The organism is Serratia sp. BIGb0234 (assembly GCF_024809915.1).
In the GTDB taxonomy this organism is placed as follows: Bacteria; Pseudomonadota; Gammaproteobacteria; order Enterobacterales; family Enterobacteriaceae; genus Serratia; species Serratia liquefaciens.
The window spans coordinates 247661-268870 of the sequence record NZ_JANUEI010000001.1 but is presented as its reverse complement, the minus strand read 5'-3'; the positions used below and the strand labels follow the sequence as shown (position 1 = coordinate 268870).

The 21210-nt window shown below is 58.2% G+C and carries 21 protein-coding genes; 10 read left to right on the top strand and 11 right to left on the bottom strand.

Features of this window, described 5'->3' with window-relative positions; genetic code table 11:
- The first annotated feature begins 58 nt into the window (after positions 1-58).
- On the top strand, positions 59-1333 hold the full coding sequence (gene bioA / locus M2407_RS01435) for an adenosylmethionine--8-amino-7-oxononanoate transaminase (RefSeq protein WP_259216592.1): 1275 nt from the start codon (positions 59-61) through the stop codon (positions 1331-1333).
- A 4-nt stretch (positions 1334-1337) separates the two neighbouring features.
- On the opposite strand, the gene M2407_RS26240 is transcribed toward bioA, so the two are convergent.
- Entirely contained in the window at positions 1338-1739 is a 402-nt protein-coding gene (locus M2407_RS26240; RefSeq protein ID WP_048761208.1) for a YkvA family protein, read from the bottom strand.
- Between the two features lie 165 nt (positions 1740-1904).
- Between M2407_RS26240 and M2407_RS01425 the strand changes: the two genes are divergently transcribed.
- Entirely contained in the window at positions 1905-2387 is a 483-nt protein-coding gene (locus M2407_RS01425) for a kinase inhibitor (RefSeq protein ID WP_259216590.1), read from the top strand.
- A gap of 94 nt (positions 2388-2481) precedes the next feature.
- Here M2407_RS01425 and pgl read toward each other — a convergent pair whose 3' ends face one another.
- A complete protein-coding gene (gene pgl, locus M2407_RS01420) occupies positions 2482-3477 on the bottom strand; it encodes a 6-phosphogluconolactonase (RefSeq protein ID WP_020825712.1) in 996 nt (331 codons plus the stop codon).
- A gap of 178 nt (positions 3478-3655) precedes the next feature.
- Between pgl and M2407_RS01415 the strand changes: the two genes are divergently transcribed.
- A complete protein-coding gene (locus tag M2407_RS01415) occupies positions 3656-4480 on the top strand; it encodes a pyridoxal phosphatase (RefSeq protein ID WP_020825711.1) in 825 nt (274 codons plus the stop codon).
- 34 nt (positions 4481-4514) lie between these two features.
- Here the strand turns inward: M2407_RS01415 and modC are convergent, their stop codons facing one another.
- The 9 genes from modC to M2407_RS01370 form a co-directional block, all read right to left on the bottom strand.
- Positions 4515-5582, bottom strand: a complete 1068-nt coding sequence (gene modC / locus M2407_RS01410) for a molybdenum ABC transporter ATP-binding protein ModC (protein ID WP_259216589.1) — start codon at positions 5580-5582, stop codon at positions 4515-4517.
- A complete protein-coding gene (gene modB, locus M2407_RS01405) occupies positions 5583-6272 on the bottom strand; it encodes a molybdate ABC transporter permease subunit (RefSeq protein WP_259216588.1) in 690 nt (229 codons plus the stop codon).
- The gene (gene modA / locus M2407_RS01400) at positions 6269-7042 is read right to left on the bottom strand and encodes a molybdate ABC transporter substrate-binding protein (RefSeq protein WP_020825708.1); all 774 of its coding nucleotides are present in this window, start codon (positions 7040-7042) and stop codon (positions 6269-6271) included. Before modA ends, modB begins: the two co-directional genes overlap by 4 nt.
- 290 nt (positions 7043-7332) lie before the next feature.
- The gene (locus tag M2407_RS01395; RefSeq protein ID WP_020825707.1) at positions 7333-7482 is read right to left on the bottom strand and encodes an AcrZ family multidrug efflux pump-associated protein; all 150 of its coding nucleotides are present in this window, start codon (positions 7480-7482) and stop codon (positions 7333-7335) included.
- 169 nt (positions 7483-7651) lie between these two features.
- Positions 7652-8437 carry an ABC transporter ATP-binding protein gene (locus M2407_RS01390; protein ID WP_259216587.1) on the bottom strand — a complete coding sequence of 262 codons (786 nt, stop codon included), beginning with the start codon at positions 8435-8437 and terminating at the stop codon, positions 7652-7654.
- Positions 8434-9468 (bottom strand): iron ABC transporter permease, encoded by a 1035-nt coding sequence (locus M2407_RS01385; protein ID WP_128863932.1) that lies wholly within the window; start codon positions 9466-9468, stop codon positions 8434-8436. The genes M2407_RS01390 and M2407_RS01385 overlap by 4 nt, the downstream gene beginning before the upstream one ends.
- A 1-nt stretch (position 9469) precedes the next feature.
- Positions 9470-10225 (bottom strand): trans-aconitate 2-methyltransferase, encoded by a 756-nt coding sequence (locus M2407_RS01380; RefSeq protein WP_259216586.1) that lies wholly within the window; start codon positions 10223-10225, stop codon positions 9470-9472.
- Position 10226: 1 nt separating this feature from the next.
- A complete protein-coding gene (locus M2407_RS01375; RefSeq protein WP_259216585.1) occupies positions 10227-11222 on the bottom strand; it encodes an ABC transporter substrate-binding protein in 996 nt (331 codons plus the stop codon).
- Between the two features lie 7 nt (positions 11223-11229).
- Positions 11230-13395 (bottom strand): TonB-dependent siderophore receptor, encoded by a 2166-nt coding sequence (locus tag M2407_RS01370; RefSeq protein ID WP_259216584.1) that lies wholly within the window; start codon positions 13393-13395, stop codon positions 11230-11232.
- A 195-nt stretch (positions 13396-13590) separates the two neighbouring features.
- Here M2407_RS01370 and modE point away from each other — a divergent pair, with 195 nt between their 5' ends.
- The 7 genes from modE (at position 13591) to galM (ending at position 21148) form a co-directional block, all read left to right on the top strand.
- Entirely contained in the window at positions 13591-14382 is a 792-nt protein-coding gene (gene modE, locus M2407_RS01365; RefSeq protein WP_259216583.1) for a molybdenum-dependent transcriptional regulator, read from the top strand.
- 90 nt (positions 14383-14472) lie between these two features.
- Positions 14473-15945: a molybdate ABC transporter ATP-binding protein ModF gene (modF, locus tag M2407_RS01360; protein WP_259216582.1), complete on the top strand. Its 1473-nt coding sequence runs from the start codon at positions 14473-14475 to the stop codon at positions 15943-15945.
- Positions 15946-16076: 131 nt separating this feature from the next.
- Positions 16077-16649, top strand: a complete 573-nt coding sequence (locus tag M2407_RS01355; protein ID WP_020825699.1) for a cysteine hydrolase family protein — start codon at positions 16077-16079, stop codon at positions 16647-16649.
- A 153-nt stretch (positions 16650-16802) separates the two neighbouring features.
- Complete coding sequence (locus M2407_RS01350) at positions 16803-17624, top strand: CPBP family intramembrane glutamic endopeptidase (protein WP_217330923.1); 822 nt, start codon at positions 16803-16805, stop codon at positions 17622-17624.
- A 286-nt stretch (positions 17625-17910) separates the two neighbouring features.
- Positions 17911-18963, top strand: a complete 1053-nt coding sequence (gene galT / locus M2407_RS01345) for a galactose-1-phosphate uridylyltransferase (protein ID WP_142816440.1) — start codon at positions 17911-17913, stop codon at positions 18961-18963.
- On the top strand, positions 18960-20111 hold the full coding sequence (gene galK / locus M2407_RS01340) for a galactokinase (RefSeq protein ID WP_122077622.1): 1152 nt from the start codon (positions 18960-18962) through the stop codon (positions 20109-20111). Before galT ends, galK begins: the two co-directional genes overlap by 4 nt.
- A complete protein-coding gene (gene galM, locus M2407_RS01335) occupies positions 20105-21148 on the top strand; it encodes a galactose-1-epimerase (protein WP_128863927.1) in 1044 nt (347 codons plus the stop codon). The genes galK and galM overlap by 7 nt, the downstream gene beginning before the upstream one ends.
- The last annotated feature ends 62 nt before the right edge of the window (positions 21149-21210 follow it).

Here is a 21210-nt window from a genome sequence, read left to right as displayed (position 1 = left end):
CAGTTTAGATATTGTGGATATACTGTCAACCATTACACACATGATTTGGTTTACAAGTATGTCTGTCACTGACTCCGACCTGGAATTCGATCAGCGCCATATCTGGCACCCTTACACCTCGATGAGCCACCCACTGCCCTGTTATCCGGTAGAGGCCGCCAGCGGCGTTGAACTGCAATTGGCCGATGGCCGACGCCTGATTGACGGTATGTCGTCCTGGTGGGCGGCCATTCACGGGTATAACCACCCGCAGTTGAACCTGGCCGCCACGCAGCAGTTGGAAAAGATGTCGCACGTGATGTTCGGCGGCATTACCCACCCCGCTGCGATTGAACTGTGTCGCAAGTTGGTCGCTATGACGCCGGAAGCGCTGCAATGCGTGTTCCTGGCGGATTCCGGTTCGGTGGCGGTGGAAGTGTCGCTGAAGATGGCGTTGCAATACTGGCAAGCGCGCGGGGAACGGCGGCAGCGCATTCTGACCCTGCGTCACGGCTATCACGGCGATACCTTCGGCGCGATGTCGGTATGCGATCCGGACAACTCGATGCACAGCCTGTATCAGGGCTATCTCGCGCCGCACCTGTTCGCTACCGCGCCGCAGTGCGGTTTCGATCAGGCCTGGGATGAAAATGATATCGCCCCGTTCGCCACGCTGTTGGAACAACACGCCGGTGAAGTGGCGGCGGTGATCCTGGAACCGGTGGTCCAGGGGGCGGGCGGCATGCGCATCTATCACCCGACTTACCTTAAACGGGTACGCGAACTCTGTGACCGCTATCAGGTGCTGCTGATTGCCGACGAGATCGCTACCGGCTTCGGACGTACCGGCAAGCTGTTCGCCTGTGAACATGCCGAGGTAGTACCGGATATTCTGTGTCTGGGCAAGGCGTTGACCGGCGGCTATATGACGCTTTCCGCCACCCTGACCACCCGCCACGTGGCGGAAACCATCAGCAACGGCGCTGCGGGCTGCTTTATGCACGGTCCTACCTTTATGGGCAATCCTTTGGCCTGCGCGGTGGCGAATGCCAGCCTGTCGCTGCTGGCGGAAAATCGCTGGCAACAGCAGGTGGCCGCCATCGAGACCCAGTTGAAACAGCAGCTATTGCCGCTGAAAATGCAGCCAAAAGTAGCGGACGTGCGGGTATTGGGGGCGATTGGCGTAGTGGAAATGCGCGAGCCGGTAGATATGGCGCAGCTACAGCGCGGATTCGTCGAGCGCGGCGTGTGGATCCGCCCGTTCGGCAAACTGATTTATTTAATGCCGCCTTACATCATCGAGCCTGAACAGCTCAGCAAATTGACCGCCGCAGTCACCGCCGCGGTCCAATAACAGATTACCAATGCTGGTCCAGATAACGGGCCAGCAATACCAGACACAACACCCACAGCAAAATGATCATTACCGCCGCCATCCGCCCGGTAGGATTGTCGATACGCCTTTGCGCCTTCTCGCGGAACTCCACCATCAGCGGCTTGGGGATCAACCGCACCGCCAGCATTATGCCCAGCGGCACAATAATCACGTCGTCCAGATAGCCCAACACCGGAATAAAGTCCGGGATCAGATCGATAGGCGATACCGCATAACCCGCCACCAGCAAGGCGATCAATTTGGCATACCAGGGCGTGCGCCGGTCACGGGCGGCCAGCCAAAGAGCATAAATATCGCGCTTGATGCCCTTGGCCCAGCGGCGCAGCCAACCAAACCACGGCGTGCGTTTTTTTAATGAAATCATGATTGCTTGTATCGATCTGTGAATTATTGATGTCGCGTATGTAGCTTCGGCGTTAACGAGGATAACTCATAGAGCAGGCCACTGGCGAGGCGCAATGAGGCTTGTGTTATTACGTCAAAAAGGTCTAGCTTAGGCATTCAGCTTTTACCGACCAATGGAGTCATTATGAGCTTTCGTTTGTACAGCAACGATTTGCAGGACGGCGCGAAAATGCCGGAGCGCCAGGTATTCAACGGCATGGGTTATCATGGCGATAATCTGTCGCCGCATCTGGCCTGGGACGGCGTGCCGGAAGGCACCAAGAGTTTCGTGATTTCGGTATACGATCCCGATGCCCCGACCGGCTCCGGCTGGTGGCACTGGGTGGTAGCCAATATCCCGGCTGCCACGCGTGAACTGCCGCAGGGCGCAGGTTCCGGCAAGGGCAGCTTACCGGCCGGCGCCGTGCAGACTCGCACCGATTTTGGTTCCGCCGGCTATGGCGGCGCGGCGCCACCGCAGGGAGAAAGCCACCGCTATCACTTCACCGTCCACGCACTGGACGTAGAAAGTATTGAGGTGGATGAAGGTTCCAGCGGCGCGCTGGTCGGTTTCAACGTGCACTTCCATAGCCTTGGCAGCGCCACGCTGACGGTGAAATACAGCTGATTTTCGGGAAAAACATCCCCAACCCGAGAGACTGTAGGGGCGCAGCAAGCTGCGCCCTCATTATTCATTCACCCTTACGGCAACCGGGTATCATTTACTTCGCTAATACGCTTACCCACATCGGGCCTTTACCCACCGGGTAACGTGCCAGAGTGGTCAGCTTGCCGCTGGCCTGATCGATTTCATATACCCCGATATGATCGGACTTCTGGCCGGACGAGATCACAAAGCGGCCGCTGTGGTCGATGTTGAAGCCGCGTGGCTGCTCTTCAGTCGGGTGGTAGCCAACGACCGACAGGGTGCTGCCATCTTCGGAGACGCTGAAAATGGTCAAAATGCTGGCGGTGCGGTCGCTGGTGTAGAGGAAGCGGCCATTCGGCGTGAGGTGAATATCCGCCGCCCAACGGGTGCCGTTGAAATCGGCAGGCATGATATCCAGCGTTTGCGCCAGGGTGTATTTAGCGCCGTTTTCACTGATGGCCAGCACGTCTACCGTGCCGTCCAGTTCGTTGACGCAGTAGGCAAATTTGTCGTTAGGGTGGAATGCCATGTGGCGCGGGCCAGCACCGGCGGCGGTTGCAACCGCTTCCTGAGCATGCGGCGTCAGTTCACCCTGTTGATCCAAATTGAACAGACGAATGCGATCTTCTTTCAGGCAAGGCACCAGCAGCAGCTGATTGGTCGGATCGATATTGGCCGAGTGCGGCGCAGTTAACCCGTCAATCTGCTGAAGAGGTGCGCCCACTACGCCGTCATGGCCGATCGGGCTGACGCTGGCGCAGTTACCGCTGTAGGAGGCGGAGAATAGATAACGCCCCTGCAAATCGGTGGAGATATGGGTCGGGCTGCCCGGCAGCGGTGCCATGCCCGCCTGTTGCAGCGTGCCGTCCGCCTCGATGCGGTAGCTGACAATGCCGAACGCCGGGCGCACGCCGACGTACAGGTGCGTTCGGTCCGGGTGGATAGCCATCGGTTGCACCTGACCCGGGACTTCGACGGTTTGCAGCAGCGCCAGGGCCCCTGCATCGCCTAACTGCCAGACGTGAATTTGTTGACTTTCCGGGCTGGCGACATAAACGATTTGCTTCATGTGTTCTCCTTGAATAGGGTAAGAGAGAAACCGGTTTCAGGTTTTTCGGTTTCCCCTAGCTTACCTCACATCCGTGACATAACAACCCTGTGTTGCTGAGGAAATCTGTGCTGTTTTATCCATCGCTTATCCGGTGTACCATCGGTTTAATTTTGTTGCTAACGATAATGAGATCCCTATGAGCTACCGCGTCATTGCCCTCGATCTGGATGGCACCCTGCTGGACAACCAAAAACGCATTTTACCGCAGTCGCTGGCAGCCCTGGCGCAAGCGCGCGCTGCCGGTATCAAAGTGATTGTCGTCACCGGCCGCCATCACGTGGCGATCCACCCGTTTTATCAGGCGCTGGAGATAGACACCCCGGCAATCTGCTGCAACGGCACCTATCTGTATGACTTCCAACAGCAAAAAGTGCTGGCCGCCGATCCGCTGGCCAAAGATCAGGCCAAACTGGTGCTGCAAATGCTGAAACAAAGCGGCATTCACGGCCTGATGTACGTGGACGACGCCATGCTGTATCAGGAACCCAGCGGCCACGTCACCCGTTCACTTGCCTGGGCGGAAACCCTGCCGCCGGCGCAGCGCCCAACGCTGTTGCAGGTCAACAGCCTGGTACAGGCGGCCGATGAAGCACAATCCATCTGGAAATTCGCCACTTCGCACGCCGATATTCCCGCTCTGCGCCAGTTTGCCGAAACGGTGGAAAAAGAGCTGGGACTGGCCTGCGAATGGTCGTGGCACGATCAGGTCGATATCGCCAAAGGCGGCAACAGCAAAGGGAAACGCCTGCAGCAGTGGGTCGAGTCGCAGGGCCTGAGCATGGATCAGGTGGTGGCGTTCGGGGATAACTACAATGACCTCAGCATGCTGGAAGCGGTAGGCCTGGGCGTGGCGATGGGCAATGCCGATGACGCTATCAAGCAACGCGCCGACTTGGTGATCGCCGATCACCTGCAGCCCGGCATCGCCGAGGTGATCCGCACGCGCGTGCTGGGTCAGTAATTCGTGATTGCCCTCCCCGCGGGGAGGGCGCTATTTAACGCGCCTCGCGGCTGATCGACACGCTTTTCACCTGCGCATACAACCATTGACCCGGTCGGATCGCCAACTCATCACGCGCCCACGGCGTAATACGCGCCCACAGCACGCTCTCTCCCACCGCCAGTTTCACCTCCACCTGTCCATCCACGTCCAGGCACTCGGTCACCTTGGCCGGCAGTACGTTGCGGATACTGCTGTTGACCGGCGGCTGCAGCACCAATGAAACGTCGGCGGCGTTGATTCGGATGCGCAGTTGAGCGCCCAACGCGGCATCGACTCCGCTGACCCACAGGCGTTGGTCGCCCAACGCCAGGGCCGTCATGGCGTAGCGCGCATGATGTTCAATTACGCTGACGCGCAGCACGCTGCTTTGATCTTCACGCTGCAACCATGGCCGCAGTGCGCTGCTGGCCCACACTTCTTCCAGCCCGCCGAATGCCCTTATCTGACCGTTATCCAGCACCATCACCTGCTCGGCCAAACGCAGAATTTCATCCATGCTGTGGCTGACGTAAAGGATCGGCGTATTGACGTCCTGCGCCAACCGCTCCAGATACGGCAGCAGTTCGCGCTTGCGCGGCAGGTCCAGCGACGCCAGAGGTTCATCCATCAGCAGCAACTCCGGCGCGGTCAATAAAGCACGACCAATCGCCACCCGCTGTTTTTCACCGCCGGACAGCGTCAACGGCAGGCGGTTGAGCAAGGGTCCGATACCCAGCAGTTCAACAATGTTGTCGAACTGAGCACGCATACTGGTCGCCATACCGTATTGCAAGTTGCCGCGTACCCGATAATGCGGGAACAGGCGCGCGTCCTGAAACACGTAGCCAATCCGCCGCTTCTCCGGTGGCAGGCACAGGCCGCTGGCGGTATCCACCAGCGTACGGCCATTGAGCACAATGCGGCCTTGCTGCAGGCGCGTCAGGCCGCCAATGGCATTGATTAAGGAAGTTTTACCCGCACCCGACAGGCCAAAAATCGCGGTGATGCCCTGTGCGGGCAGATCGGCGCGCACGTTAAGGTTTAAATCCCCAAGGCGTTGGGAGAAATCCAGCTCCAGCATTTACACGCCCATCCGTTTACGACCCCAGCGGGCCAGCCACTCGGAAACCATCAGTGAAAGCAGTGACAGCACTATGGCAATCACGCACAGGCGCGCGGCGGCGGCTTCAGCCCCCGGCGTTTCAATCAGGGTATACATCGCCAGCGGTATGGTGCGCGTCTCGCCGGGAATGTTGGAAACAAAGGTAATGGTGGCGCCGAACTCGCCCAGAGAACGGGCAAAGGCCAATACCACACCGACAATCACGCCGGGCAGCGACAGCGGCAGCGTGATGGTGAAAAACACCCGCCACGGGTTGGCCCCCAGGGTGCGGGCAGCCTGCTCCAGCCGGGTATCCACCGCCTCCAGCGCCAACCGGATGGCGCGCACCATCAGCGGGAACGCCACCACGGCAGAAGCCAGCGCCGCACCGCGCCAGCTAAAGCTGAAACTGAAGCCAAACCAGTCATACAGCCATTCGCCAATCACGCCGCGCCGCCCCATGGCGATCAGCAATAAATAGCCGACCACCACCGGTGGCAGTACCAGCGGCAGGTGAATAATACTGTCCAGCAGCGATTTACCCGGGAAGCGGCAGCGTACCAGTACCCAGGCCATCAGAATGCCAAAGGGTAAACTGCACACCACCGCCAGGGCGGACACTTTCAGGCTCAGTTCAACGGCCTGCCACTCGTAATCACTCAGGATCATTTACGCGGGGAGAATCCATAATGTTTGAAAATAGCAGCCGCTTCCGGGCTCTTCAGGTAGCTGTAGAACGCGCTGACGGCCGGGGTTTGATGACCTTTCACTATCGCCATCGGGTATTCCACCGGTTTGTGGCTGTCTTCCGGGAAGATGGCCACCACGCTGACTTTATCACTGGCTACCGCGTCTGAACCATAAACAATGCCCAACGGCGCTTCGCCACGTTCTACCAATGCCATGGCGCTGCGTACGTTGTTGGCCCGGGCCAACTTAGGTTCCAGCGCGGTCCAGGCTCCGAGATTCTGCAGCGCTTCCTTGGCATAAATGCCGGCAGGCACGTGATCCGGATCACCCACCGACAGGCGGCCGCCATTGAGCAGTTTTGCCCAGTCGGTTTGCTTGTCGAGCGTGATTTTAGCCGGTTTGGCGTCTTTTGCCGCGATCAACACCAGTTCGTTGCCCAACAGGGTGTAACGGGTGTCTTTGACCATTTGCTGTTTGTCGATGGCGTAATCCATCCACTGCTGATCGGCAGAGATAAACAGATCGGCCGGCGCGCCCTGCTCAATCTGGCGCGCCAGCGTGGAAGAAGAGGCGAATGAGGAAACCACCTGCACATCCTTGCCTTTCTGGTATTGGGTCGCGATATCCTGCAGTGCGTTAGTCAGCGAGGCGGCCGCAAAAACGGTAATTTTATCCGCTGCCGATGCCTGCATAACCATACCGGATGCCAATACGATACCGCCGACCCACTTAGTCCATTGCTGTTTCATTGTTTTCTCCGCAAGTTAACGTGCATTATCACTCTTCGTTATATAAAAAATAATATAACGTCGTGCAGAAGCTTGTCATGCGGTTTATCGGCAGGGTGTGAGATATCTTGATATACCCGTCATACTTCAAGCTGCTTGGGTGTTGGCTCTCCTCGTTCACCCCGGTCACTTACCAGAGTAAGCTCCCGGGGATTCACTGCGTTGCCGCCTACAAGCCACTCGAATTATTTAGGGCATATATCTACCTGCCGAACGACGCCGGCAGGCTTTGAAATGGGGATGGGTAACGATCAGTGCTGGGTACGATTTTCTTTCGAACGGCCCACTTTGGAGAAAATGTTGAACACTTCCGCCAAACCGTAGATCAGGCCGAGGATGATGGCCATCACAACCGGAACCATGACCACAGCGAACAGCAAACTTTTCAATAAATCCAACATGGTAGCCTCACTTAACTGCCCATTGAGCGGTAATGAACACCGCCACGTAAATTCTAGTTTAAACCAAAAAACCAACTAAAACGGGGTTATTTTAAAGACTTGGCGGAATTTGTAACCGGCCAAACGTGCCATTTGTGCTCCGGTGGCGTCTATCGGCCTGCGGCGAACGCTATTGAACAGGATAATAGATCAGCGGCGCGGCATAATCGCTAACCGCCGCCAGCCTGGCCTCTACCCCATAAACCCTGTCTATCGTCTCCGATGTCAGCACCTGCTGCGGGGGGCCGAACGCGTGTAAACCGCCCTGCTTTAACAACATCAGCCGGTCACAGTAGCAGGCCGCCAAATTCAGGTCGTGCAGCGAAACCACTACGCTGATGCCCAGCCGCCGCAATAACGCCATAAACTGCTGCTGATGGGCAATATCAAGATGGTTGGCAGGTTCATCCAATAACAGCCATGGCGTTTGTTGCGCCAGCGCGCGTGCCAGATGAACGCGTTGCTGTTCCCCGCCGGACAGCTGATGCCATTCACGCTCGGCCAGGTGCGAAATGCCGACCTGCTCCATCACCTGCCCGGCAATGCGATAATCTACCGCGCTGAATCCTGCCCAGCGGCTGGCGTAAACCAGACGCCCGAGCAACACCACGTCTTTCACCGCAATGGCAAAGGCGCCGGGCCCGGACTGTTCGAGGAAAGTCATGCATTTGGCTCGCTCGCGCCCTTTCATTGAGGCAATATCGGTTTGCTGCAAATACACCCGGCCACGGCTGGGGGAAATCAATCCCGCCAGTAACTTGAGCAGCGTAGATTTTCCGCTGCCGTTGACGCCGAGCACGCCGGTAATTTCACCGGGCCGGGCGTGAAAACTGAGGTTATTCAGCACCACTCTTTCTGCCGTTGACCACCCCAACCCTTCGGCACGCAGCCCCGATAACCGGCTTTCAATGTTCATGCATTTATTTTCCGATACAGCAAGGCGAGAAATACCGGGACACCCAACAACGCGGTCAAGACGCCCACCGGCAGTTCGCGCGGTTCAAACAAGGTTCTGGCCAGGGTGTCCGCCGCGACGGCAAACAACGCGCCGCACAGCGCGCTGGCCGGCAACAGCAACCGGTGACGCGGCCCGACCAGCAGTCTGGCGACGTGCGGCACCGTCAGCCCAATAAACCCCACCGCGCCGCTGAATGCGACGATAACGGCCGTCAGCGCCATGGTAATGCCGTACAGCAGCAGCTTCAGCGGCGCCACCGCCACTCCCAACGACGCCGCGGTCAGGCCGCCGAATGCCAGTGCGTCCAGCTCGCCCGCTTTCATCCAGCAAACCGCCAGTGCCGCCGCCAGCAGCAGAGCGCAAAGCCCCACCTGCGACCAGCGGGCGTCACTGAAGGATCCCAATAGCCAGAACATCACGCCACGCGTGGCATTGGCGTCCGCTTGCCATAGGGTAATCAGCGAGGTCAGTGCCGAAAGCAGTTGCGTGACCGCGACCCCCGCCAAAATAAACAGCGATGACTCGGCGTTCAAGGAACGCCCGGCGAGCAGTAAAACCAGAGCAAAGGCCCCGGCCGCACCGATAAATGCTCCGCCAGACACCGACAACAGGCCGCCGCCGAGCCCCAACACCAGCACCAGAACAGCGCCCACGCCCGCCCCGGAAGAGATCCCCAGCACCCAGGGATCGGCCAACGGGTTGCGCGTCAGCGATTGCAGGACGGTGCCGGCCAAGGCCAGACCGGCCCCTGCCACCGCGGCCAACAGCGCCCTCGGCATTCTCAATGACCAGATTATCCGTTGATAAATCTCGCTACCGTCCTCGGCGTTAGCGGCGCCAGGGGCAGACAAAATACGCCACGCGTCATGCAGCGATATTGGCGCCGGTCCGTACAACGAGGCAGCGAGCAAAAATAGCGGCAACGCCAGCGCCAGCATGCACAACCAACCGCCTGAACGCCTGGCCCCCCGGCGTACCGATCCGTCCATACTATTTCCAGCCTGCAATCACGTAGTCATCCAACAACTGCCAGACCGGCTCTACTTCGGTAAACCCCGCCTGCGTCAGGCTGGCCAGTTGGAAATCTAATGCCGTCGCCGGAGGGACAGGACGCCCGGCGAACAGCTTTTCCCGCTGTTGCCGATATTGCGCCAGCTCCGGCAACTGCTGCACCTTGTCAAACCACTGCTCCCAGTCTTCGACACCGTTGCGCCAGGCCTGTTGCTGCGTCTGGTTATCGTGCAGTTCAGCCAACGTTTTAACGCGTGGCTGCCGATGGTCATAACGCTGGTGGTCAGCATTCAAAAATACGCCCCCCTTGGGCAGCCGTTCGGCGATGTTGCGATACAGCACCGTCAGCTGTTCCGGCATTAACCAGTGCAGCGCCGTGCTGGAAACCACCGCATCAGGCGTTGCCCCCTCGAGCGATGAGAAACACTCAGGATCGGCGAGATCGGCCTGAAGAATGCGGATCCTGTCGCCATATTCCGCAAGAGCACCGTGGGCGATGGCCAACAATAACGGATCGAGATCCATCGCCGTCACTTTGGCCTGCGGGAAACGCTGAAGGATGCGCAGGCTTAGCGATCCCGGCCCACAAGCCAGATCTAGTACGTGAAAATCCTCGCCGACCGAAAGCGCTAACACGTCGAGTTGAGCATTAAAACGCGCTTCTCGCTCGGCGATGTAAGCCCCTTGTTGCTGATCCCACGAGGTCAACAGTGAGGAGAATGAAAGAGAGGACATATCAGGGTTCCTTTTTGAGAATGGATGATCCTAAGGCCTGTTGCTGCAGGCCCTGAATTAAACGTTGCAAGGCTGCCAGGGTACGTACCGAGGGATCCAGGTCGTAGCCGGGTAAAATGACATAGCGTTTTTGGCGCACGGCGCGCAGGGTTGAGGTCAGGGGGTGATGCTCCAGAAAATGGATCTTATCTTTGGCACTGTCGCCGAGGCCGCCACGAGGCAAATCGCCCAGCACAATCACGTCGGGATCGCGGGCGGCAATGGTTTCCCAGGATACGGTGGGCCAAAGCTCGGGCAGATCCCCAAACAGATTTTGACTGCCAATCTGACGGGTCAACAGTGCAGGTGCGCCGCAGCATCCCGCCACATAAGGGGTTTGCGTACCGGCATACCACCAAAGTAGCCGCTGTTGGGGCAAGGACACCGCCTGACGCTCCAGTTCCCGCAGTTGTGACTGCTGCTTTTTAATTAAGCGCTCAGCTGCGCCGGTGACGTGAAAAATTCGGGCAATTTCACGCAGTTCGGCAAAAATACCCTCGAAGCTCGCCGAGCGGCTTACGGTACTTTGTTGGCCACTGCAGACGTCAGGCGAGAGATAGGTAGCGATTCCCCACTCCGTCAGCCGATCGCGGCTGGGCGTTTCCGGGCTGTTAAACCAGTAGTAACTGGCCGAATAGACCAAATCCGGATTGAGCAACAGCAAAGGTTCCGCCGCTGGCGGTGCGGCGGCCGACAACTGGCTCAGGGCTTTGCCCCACGTCGTCGGAGACGGAGCCGTATCCCGTGCATAGTCATAACCGATAATGCCGACGATGCGCTGCGCCAGTCCCAGCGCCAGCAGGTTTTCCAACGCGGGGTTGGCGTAAACCAGCACCCGCTCAGGCGCCGTGGGGTAGCGGTAAGCCTGGTCACAGTTATTGAGGGTGACAGCACCGGCCTGTGCCAGCGCATGAAACGACAGGCCCAGCGCCACCAGCAGGCAGATCATCGGCTGCATAGCGGGATCAGAACCTCACCGAAATACAGCTTTCATAGGTGCGTGATGGCGCAATCAGCACCTGATCCGGGTAAGTACGTTGATAGGCATACAGCTGGTTGGTGACGTTTCTGATACGCACGCCCACACCCACGGTCCGGGTGATCTGATAGTCTGTCGCCAAATCGAGCGTGGTGTAGGACGGCATTTTACGCTGGTTGGCGTCGTCGTTATAACTGCTGCCCACGTAGCGCAGCGATGAGGTGAGCCCCCACTGTTCCGTCGGCATATAACGTGCCGTAAGGTTGGCGGTCCTGTCAGGGATGTAGGCCGGACGATTACCGTTATAGCTACGTAACGGGCTGCCGCCGCGGTACTCATCATAACGGGCGTGGGTGTAGGCCGCATTGGCGGCCAGCTCCCAGCGTTCGCTGGGGCGCAACATCAGGCTTAATTCCACGCCGCGCGAGGTCTGCCGGCCAACGGCATTTAGCGTATCCGGCTGCTGCGCATTGGGCACAAACAGGTTGTCCTTGCGCAGTTCGTACAACGCCAGCGTGGCCTCTCCCTTGTTATCCCAAAACTGCCCCTTGGCGCCGACTTCCCCTTGGCGTACCCGGGTGAGCGGCAGACCGGTTTGCGCCGGACTTAAAAAGAACAGGTCGTTGCCCGGCTCCTTGCCGGTGGTGTAGTTGGCGTAAATATTGATGTTATCGGTCAACGCATAGCTGGGGCCAAGGCTCCAGACGCTGAAGGCGTAGGTTTGCGCGGAGCGCTCTTCTTGCGGGCCCTGAAAATGCCAATCCATATCCATATGGTTGTAGCGCAACTGCCCCAGCAGGGTTAAACGTTCAGTCAGGCTGAAGCGGTCTTCCATAAAAGCGGCGTACTGGTTTTGCGTAACGTGGCGAACCGGAGAACGTTGGCTAGCGGTGCCCTGTGAAAAACTTTCTCTGATCGGTGCCTGCAGCGGAACCTCTTCGGAACCGGGGAAGCCGTTGGAGTAGTACTGAAAGCGACGTTTACTCAGATCAAGGCCGACAATAAACCGGTTATCGAAGCCGCCCAACGGCCGGTCGAACACCAGTGAACTGCGGTTGCCGATCAGGTCGTCATCGTGGGCCAGCGCCCCGAACGAATCGCGATTGACATAGCCGGGCTGGGTGGCGGCCGAGATGCGAAAGCGTTCCACATTGCGCCATTCGCGAAAGCCGCTGTAGTAGTAGAACTGGTTATGCAGCTCAATTTCAGGCGTGGTGAACCAATCCAGGCTGGCCTGAAACGACGTGGCGTTACTCTGGATACGGCTGTCGGTCAGGTTGTTGTAGTTGATATCGCGCAGTTCGCGGGCGATGTTCCCTTCCACCAGCGGCGTGCCGTAGTAAGGGTTGTTGGTGCGATTGAGCATGCGATCCAGGCTTAACGTCAGCAGGGCATTATCAGACAGTTTAAACAGCAGCGCGCCGGATACCCGTTTCTGTTTGTCACGCTCATATTGCACATTGGTGCCGCTGTCGCTGCCGCTGACGTCCAGACGATAGGCCGCCACGTCGTCGACTAACGTCCCTCCCGCTCCCAAGTGCAGGCGCTGGCTGTTATAACTCGACAAGCCATAGTCGAACTCGATGGGCTGGCGGCTGAAGGTCGGCTGGCGCGAAAGCAGATTGACGCTGCCGCCGGCGGCGCTCAGGCCATTGAGCACCGATCCGGGGCCGCGCAACACTTCTACACTGCCGTAATGGGAAGGATCCGCTAGCTGAAGGGTGCTGCCCGGCGTTTCGACGCCGTTATACAGCCAGGACACCGGCCTGAAGCCGCGAAGTGAAAAGTTATTGCTGAGCGTAGGGGAAGCCACGCCGGACATGCCGGGAGCACGCTCGACAACGGCGGCGAGCGATTTATCACCCCGCTGCTGGATAGCCTGTGCGCTGATAACATCAATACTGCGTGGGGTTTCCAGATTGGTCAGCCCCAGGCGCGAAGCCGACTGGGTGACGACCTCCAACGAGCCATAGGTGCTCTGGGGCTGGCTGGATGCCTGCACGGTTAAGCTGTCTTCGCAACGTGATGACTTTTCGGTTTTGTCGCAAGCGCCGACGGCCAGCGCGGCGTTCGGCAGGCTTAACAGCAAAGCGGTAATCAGGTAATAAGGTGGTTTTTTGGGCGTGACGAAACCCAGACGTGCAGCACTCATTTACAGCATCCCTTTGGTGAAATAAAAACCCGCCGTGGCCGGCATCAATCATTATATTTTTTGTTATGTTATAACATTTCAATAATTGAAGACCAGTTTTTATTGTTACCGAGCCCTGACTGTAGCCGACGCATCCTTTGGCGCTTTGCGGCTAAATCGGCGACAATAAGGCTTTTGCAGCCGACAGGACGCGTTATGCAGGCCGAAATTCTTCTTACCCTAAAACTTCAGCAGAAGCTGTTCGCCGACCCGCGCCGCATCGCGCTGCTGAAACAGGTCCGGCACACCGGCTCCATCAGCCAGGGCGCCAAACTGGCGGGCATCAGCTACAAAAGTGCCTGGGACGCGATTAACGAAATGAACCAGTTGGCGGAGCAGACGGTGGTAGAACGTGCCACCGGCGGCAAAGGCGGTGGCGGTGCGCAGGTGACTCGCTACGGTGAGCGGTTGATCCAGCTTTACGATCTGCTGGGGCAGATCCAACAAAAAGCCTTCGACGTGCTGCAACAGGACGAGTTGCCGCTCGATAGCCTGTTAGCGGCAATCTCGCGTTTCTCGCTGCAAACCAGCGCCCGCAACCAGTTCTTTGGCACCGTGATCGAACGCGATCACCAGCAGGTGCAGCAGCATCTGGATATTCTGCTTAACGACGGCAAAACCCGTCTCAGCGCGGCCATCACCCAACAGAGCGCCGATCGGCTGCAGCTATCCCCCGGAAAGGAAGTGCTGGCGCTGATTAAAGCCCCCTGGGTGAAACTGAATACCGATCCGGCCCTGGTCGGGGCAGCGGACAACGCATTGGCGGGCGTGGTCGCCAGCATTCAACCGGGTGCCGATCACAGCGAGGTGCTGGTCACGCTGACGGGCGGTGAACCCCTGTGCGCCACCGTGGCCAACCCAGAGCTGCAGCAGCTAAAACTGCGCCCCGGCAGCCAGGTTCACGCCTTGTTTAACGCCGATCGGGTGATTGTCGCCACGTTGTGCTAAACGCAACGTAACGTTGCATTTTTGCCGATTGACATCGCTCCGCAATGCGCCTATTTCTAAACAAAATAATTGCATAAAAAGGAACAGGTGATGTCGTCGTTGCACATTTCGCAAGGTTCATTTCGCTTAAGCGATACCCGTACCCTGACGCTGGAAGCGCTGGAGATTCAGGCCGGCGACAGCTGGGCCTTTGTCGGCGCCAACGGCAGCGGCAAATCCGCCCTGGCACGCGCGCTGGCCGATGAACTGGTGTTGCTCAACGGCGAGCGCCGCAGCGATTTCAAGCATGCGGTACGCATCTCCTTCGAACAGTTGCAAAAGCTGGTCAGCGACGAATGGCAACGTAACAATACCGACCTGCTTAGCCCAGGCGAGGAAGATACCGGACGCACCGCAGCGGAAATCATTCAGGAAGAGGTCAAAGACCCCACGCGCTGCGCGCAGCTGGCGGAGCAGTTCGGCATTACCTCGCTGTTGTCACGTCGCTTTAAATACCTTTCTACCGGCGAAACGCGCAAAACCCTGCTGTGCCGGGCGCTGATGCCACAACCCGATTTACTGATCCTGGATGAACCCTTCGACGGGCTGGACGTGACTTCACGCGCTCAGTTGGCTGCGCTGTTGAATGACCTCTCCGGGCATGGCTATACCCTGGTGCTGGTGCTCAACCGCTTTGACGAAGTGCCGGACTTTATCCGTAACGTGGGCGTGCTGGCCGATTGCACCCTGGCAAGCCAGGGGACGCGCCGGCAGGTGATGGCGGAAGCGCTGGTAGCGCAACTGGCGCACAGCGAGAATCTGGATGGCCTGGCGCTGCCGGAAACCGAAGATCCGGCGCAGAAAACCACGCTGCCGGCGGATCAACCGTTAATTATCCTGCGCGACGGGAGGGTCAGTTACAACGATCGACCTATTCTCAATCACCTCGACTGGCAGGTTAATCCCGGCGAACACTGGCAGATCGTCGGCCCGAACGGTGCCGGTAAATCGACGCTGCTCAGCCTGATCACCGGCGATCACCCTCAGGGGTACAGTAACGATCTTACCCTGTTCGGCCGGCGGCGCGGCAGCGGGGAAACCATCTGGGATATCAAACGCCATATCGGCTACGTCAGCAGCAGCCTGCATCTGGATTACCGCGTCAGCGCCAGCGTGCGCAACGTGATCTTGTCCGGTTTTTTCGATTCGATCGGTATTTATCAGGCGGTATCCGATCGCCAACGGCAATTGGCTGACCAGTGGCTGACGTTGCTGGGGCTGGGCGGTGCAAACGGCGAGGCCCCCTTTCACAGCCTTTCCTGGGGTCAGCAACGGTTAGCGCTGATCGCCCGCGCACTGGTCAAACACCCGGCGCTGTTGATCCTCGACGAACCGCTGCAGGGGCTGGATCCGCTCAATCGCCAGTTGGTCCGTCGCTTTGTCGACGTGTTGATCGGCCAGGGATCGACCCAACTGCTGTTTGTCTCCCACCATGCGGAAGACGCGCCGCAAAGTATTACCCACCGCCTGAGCTTTGTCCCTGACGGCGACGGCTACCGTTATCAGTTGGATACGCTGATCTGAAATCCTCGATAATCCGCGCGGATGGGTAGCCCCGCTACTCATCCGATGACATATCCGGCAACACTTCCTCTGCAACACATCACATTTGGCCTTTTATCATAAGGAGTAAAGGATCCGCTTCTGGAGACACCATGTCCGCCGCACTGATTATTATCGATCTTATCGACGATCTGATTGGCCCCAAAGGGCGTGCGAACCATTGCCGTGAGCAGGTGTTGGCATTAAACCTGATTGCCAACACCAACGCCGCCGCGGCTTACGCCCGGGTACGTAAAATTCCGGTGATTTGGGTGCGCGTCGGTTTTGCCGACGATTATCACGACATTCCCGCTCACTCTCCGCTGTTTAGCCACCTGAAACAGATTGGCGCACTGCGTCTGAGCAGCCCCGGCTGCCAATGGGATAAGGATTTGCAGGTGCTGCCAACGGATATTCAGTTCGAAAAGCACGGCGTTGGCGCCTTTGCCGGTAACAATTTGTTAGCCTGGCTGCAGCAGCATCGCTGCCATCATTTGCTGCTAGGCGGGGTCAGTACCCCACTGGCGATCGAAAGCACCGCAAGACAGGCGCACGACGCCGGTTTTCAGGTGACCGTCTTGCAGGACTTATGCGCCGCACCGACGCAGGAAATCCACCAGCAGAGTCTGGATATCCTGCAGAACCTGGCGGAAATCACCCGTTCGCAAGCCTGGATGAAGGGTTAACAGCACTATTTCACCCACTGCACCGACCTTTATCGTCATTTCGCTGTGCTACTATCCGGCATAGTGCCCAACTCACCGATCATTCGCACACCGATAAAGCAATGATTGCCTTCGGTAATGGGTACCGTGTGCATATTTTAAAGGGACATAGTTATGTGGGGCGTACTGGCTTCTTCGTTATTCTTTTTGCCATTTAACCGGCTTATTGCCTGGTTGATTCTGGCCGCATCGGCGGGGATGGGCATGTACCACGCGGTACTCACCCCGCTCAGCCTGACTTGCTTATTAGGCATTGCCGCCCTCGCAGGGCTGCGACACCATTTTCGGACACGGCGTAATCTGGCTGTCCCACTTGAAGTGTTAGTGGTTTTAAGCTGTGTGGCGCTATTCCTGCACCTGGTGCCGGGGATCAATAACCAATTGATGATCGACGGCGATAAAGCAGGCCCGTTAAGCGCACCCTTCACCATGTATTACAACTTTGACAAGGCGATAGTGCCCTTCCTGTTGTTCGCCTGTCTGCCAACGTTGTTTAAACGCGATAAACCTGAAAAAAGCGTAGGTACATCGGCCTGGACGGCGCTGATTATCAGCGTTCCAGCCTTGCTGTTGCTGGCGGTGGCGCTTGGCGGCCTGAAGATTGAGCTGCATACCCCAACCTGGATCCTGCCGTTTATCATGGCCAACCTGTTCTTTGTCTGCATGGCTGAAGAAGCGCTGTTCCGCGGTTATCTGCAGCAACGGCTGAGCCAATGGTTGGGGGCTTGGCCGGCATTGATTATTGCCGCGCTGATTTTTGGCGCCGCGCATCTGGCCGGTGGCATGCTGATGGTCATTTTCGCCACGCTTGCCGGGTTGATTTACGGCCTGGCATGGATGTGGAGTGGCCGCTTGTGGGTGCCGATTTTATTCCACTTCGGACTTAATCTGACCCATCTGCTGCTGTTCACTTACCCGCTGTACCAGCATTCCTGATCGCCATAACCGGCAGGTGAACGCCTGCCGGTTACCAGTGTGAAAACGCTATCACTTCCAGCCTGATGCCAACTTTTTCAGCTTTCCCCCTCCTACACTGCCAGCGGTTTTCTCACTTGCATCACGCAGTGTAAACGATTCCATTTTTCGCTCTGGATCACCTTTTTCCCCCGTAGGACGTGCTATCTTTTTGCTCATAGTTATCCATTTGTATGAGTCAAGGGTAGGTTAGCGGTAGATGAAAGCGATTACACCGCGCCGCATCGCCCGAGAAAAAGGAACCACCATGACGGATTTTAACCCCGTAGATCATCCCCATCGCCGCTACAACCCGCTGACCGGCCAATGGGTATTGGTCTCGCCACACCGTGCCAAACGGCCGTGGCAAGGCCAGCAGGAGTCAACACAGCAGGAAACGTTGCCGCAGCACGATCCCGACTGTTTCCTCTGCCCGGGCAACACCCGTGTTACCGGCGATAAAAACCCTAACTATCAGGACACCTACGTGTTCACCAACGACTTTGCCGCGCTGATGACGGATACCCCGCTGGCACCGGAAAGTCAGGATCCGCTGATGCGCTGCCAGAGCGCCCGTGGCACCAGCCGGGTGATTTGTTTCTCGCCCGATCACAGCAAGACCCTGCCGGAACTGCCGCTGCAAGCGCTGGAACGAGTGATTGCCACCTGGCAGGAACAGACCGCCGATCTGGGACGCAGCTATCCGTGGGTGCAGGTTTTTGAAAACAAAGGCGCCGCGATGGGCTGCTCTAATCCGCATCCGCATGGACAGGTTTGGGCCAACAGCTTCTTGCCGAACGAAGTCGAGCATGAGGACCGGCTGCAACGCGAGTATTTCCAACGGCACCACTCCGCGATGTTGACGGATTACGTCCAGCGCGAACAGGCTGACGGCAGCCGTACGGTGGTGGAAACCGAACACTGGCTGGCCGTGGTGCCCTACTGGGCGGCCTGGCCGTTTGAAACGCTGCTGTTGCCGAAGAGTTCAGTGCAGCGCATTACCGATCTCAGCGCCGAACAGAGCCGTGACCTGGCCGTGGTGCTGAAAAAACTGACCAGCCGTTACGACAACCTGTTCCAGTGCTCCTTCCCCTACTCCATGGGCTGGCACGGCGCCCCGTTTAACGACGCAGATAACCGCCATTGGCAACTACACGCCCACTTCTATCCGCCGCTGCTGCGTTCTGCCACGGTGCGTAAATTTATGGTGGGTTACGAGATGCTGGCAGAAACCCAGCGCGATTTGACTGCAGAACAGGCCGCAGAACGTCTGCGTGCCGTTAGCGATGTTCATTACCGTGAAGCCGGAGCCCAACAATGAGTTTAAAGAACCTTACCCACACCCTTTTTACCGAACGTTTTGGCTACGCGCCCGCACTGACTATCCAGGCCCCGGGCCGGGTGAACTTGATCGGCGAGCATACCGACTATAACGACGGTTTTGTGCTGCCGTGCGCCATCGATTACCAGACGGTGATCGCCTGCGCCAAACGCGACGACCGTCAGATCCGGGTGATCGCCGCCGATTACGACGCCCAGCAGGATCTGTTTTCGCTCGACGAACCGATCGTCAGCCATCCAACCCAACGCTGGTCCGATTACGTACGCGGCGTGATCAAACACCTGCAGCAACGCAACAGCGATTTTGGCGGTGCGGACCTGGTGATTTCCGGTAATGTGCCGCAAGGTGCCGGCCTCAGCTCTTCCGCCTCTTTGGAAGTCGCCGTTGGTCAGGCCATGCAGGCACTGTATGCCCTGCCGCTGGATGGCGTAGCGCTGGCCCTCAATGGGCAAGAAGCAGAGAATCAGTTTGTCGGCTGTAACTGCGGGATTATGGATCAACTGATTTCCGCGCTCGGCGAACGGGATCATGCTTTGCTGATCGACTGCCGAACGCTGGAAACCCGCGCAGTATCGGTGCCGGAAGATATCGCGGTGGTGATCATCAATTCCAATGTGAAACGCGGTCTGGTAGACAGCGAATACAACACCCGCCGCAAGCAGTGTGAGGAAGCCGCGCGCTTCTTCGGTGTCAAAGCGCTGCGCGATGTCAGCCCGGATCTGTTTTTCCCGATCCAGCATGAGCTGGATCCGATCGTCGCCAAACGAGCGCGTCATGTGATCAGCGAAAACGATCGTACACTGGCTGCTGCCGATGCGCTGGCCGCTGGTGATATGAAGCTGATGGGCAAACTGATGGCGGAGTCGCACGCCTCGATGCGCGATGATTTTGAAATTACCGTGCCGCCGATCGACCGGCTGGTGGAGATCGTCAAAGCCGTTATCGGCGACCGCGGCGGCGTGCGCATGACCGGCGGCGGTTTTGGCGGCTGTATCGTGGCGCTAATGCCACAGGCGCTGGTCGAGCCGGTCCGCGAGGCAGTAGCACGCGAATACCCGCTGCAGACCCATGGGCTGAAAGAAACCTTTTACGTCTGTAAGGCGTCAGAGGGGGCCGGCAGATGCTGAGCGACAGTCAAACGTTGGCCCCTGACGGCCAGCCCTACCAATTGACCCAGTTGAAAAACGCTGGCGGAATGACGGTAACGCTGATGGATTGGGGCGCCACCTGGCTCTCCGCAGTATTGCCGCTGAAATCGGGCAAAACGCGCGAGTTGCTGCTGGGGTGTCGTACCCCAGCGGACTACCTGAATCAAGCGGCCTACCTGGGCGCTACCGTCGGGCGCTACGCCAACCGCATCGCGCACGCCAGCCTGCAGATTGATGGCAAACCGCATCCGCTGGTCGCCAATCAGGGAGAACACCAGCTGCACGGTGGGCCGGAAGGCTTTAATGCCCGCCGCTGGCGCATTACCCAACAGGATCAGCAGCAGGTGAGCTACGCCTTGCATTCGCCAGACGGTGACCAGGGTTTTCCCGGCAATCTCGACATTCAGGTCAACTATCGACTCACTGCCGACAATCGACTGGAAATCAGCTATCAGGCGCGGACCGACAGCGCCTGCCCGGTCAATTTAACCAACCACGCCTACTTCAACCTCGACGGGGCCGGAACCGACGCCCGCCATCAGCGGCTACAGCTGTTTGCCGACCGCTATCTGCCGGTCGACAGCGAAGGCATCCCCTGTGCCGATCTAACCCCGGTGGCAGACAGCGGCATGGACTTCCGCCAACCAAAAACGCTGCTGCAGGATTTTTTGAGCGATCGCTGTCAACAGCGGGTAAAAGGCTACGATCATGCCTTTTTGCTGCATCGTACCTGTGGCGCATTGGACTGCCCGGCGGCCCATCTTTGGTCGGCTGATGGCCAGGTACAAATGAGCGTCTTCACCAGTGCGCCGGCGTTGCAGCTCTACAGCGGCAACTATCTGGGCGGAACCCCGGCACGCGAAGGCGGCAGCTATGCCAATTACGCCGGCGTGGCGCTGGAAAGCGAGTTTTTGCCGGACAGCCCGAACCACCCGGAATGGCCGCAGCCCAACTGTTGGCTGCAGCCGGGGCAACAATACCTGAGCGCCACCCATTATCAGTTTTATCCTATCTGACCCGCTACGCCCCTTGCCACGCGGCGAGGGGCCGTTTGTTATAAATGCTTACCTTTTTACCC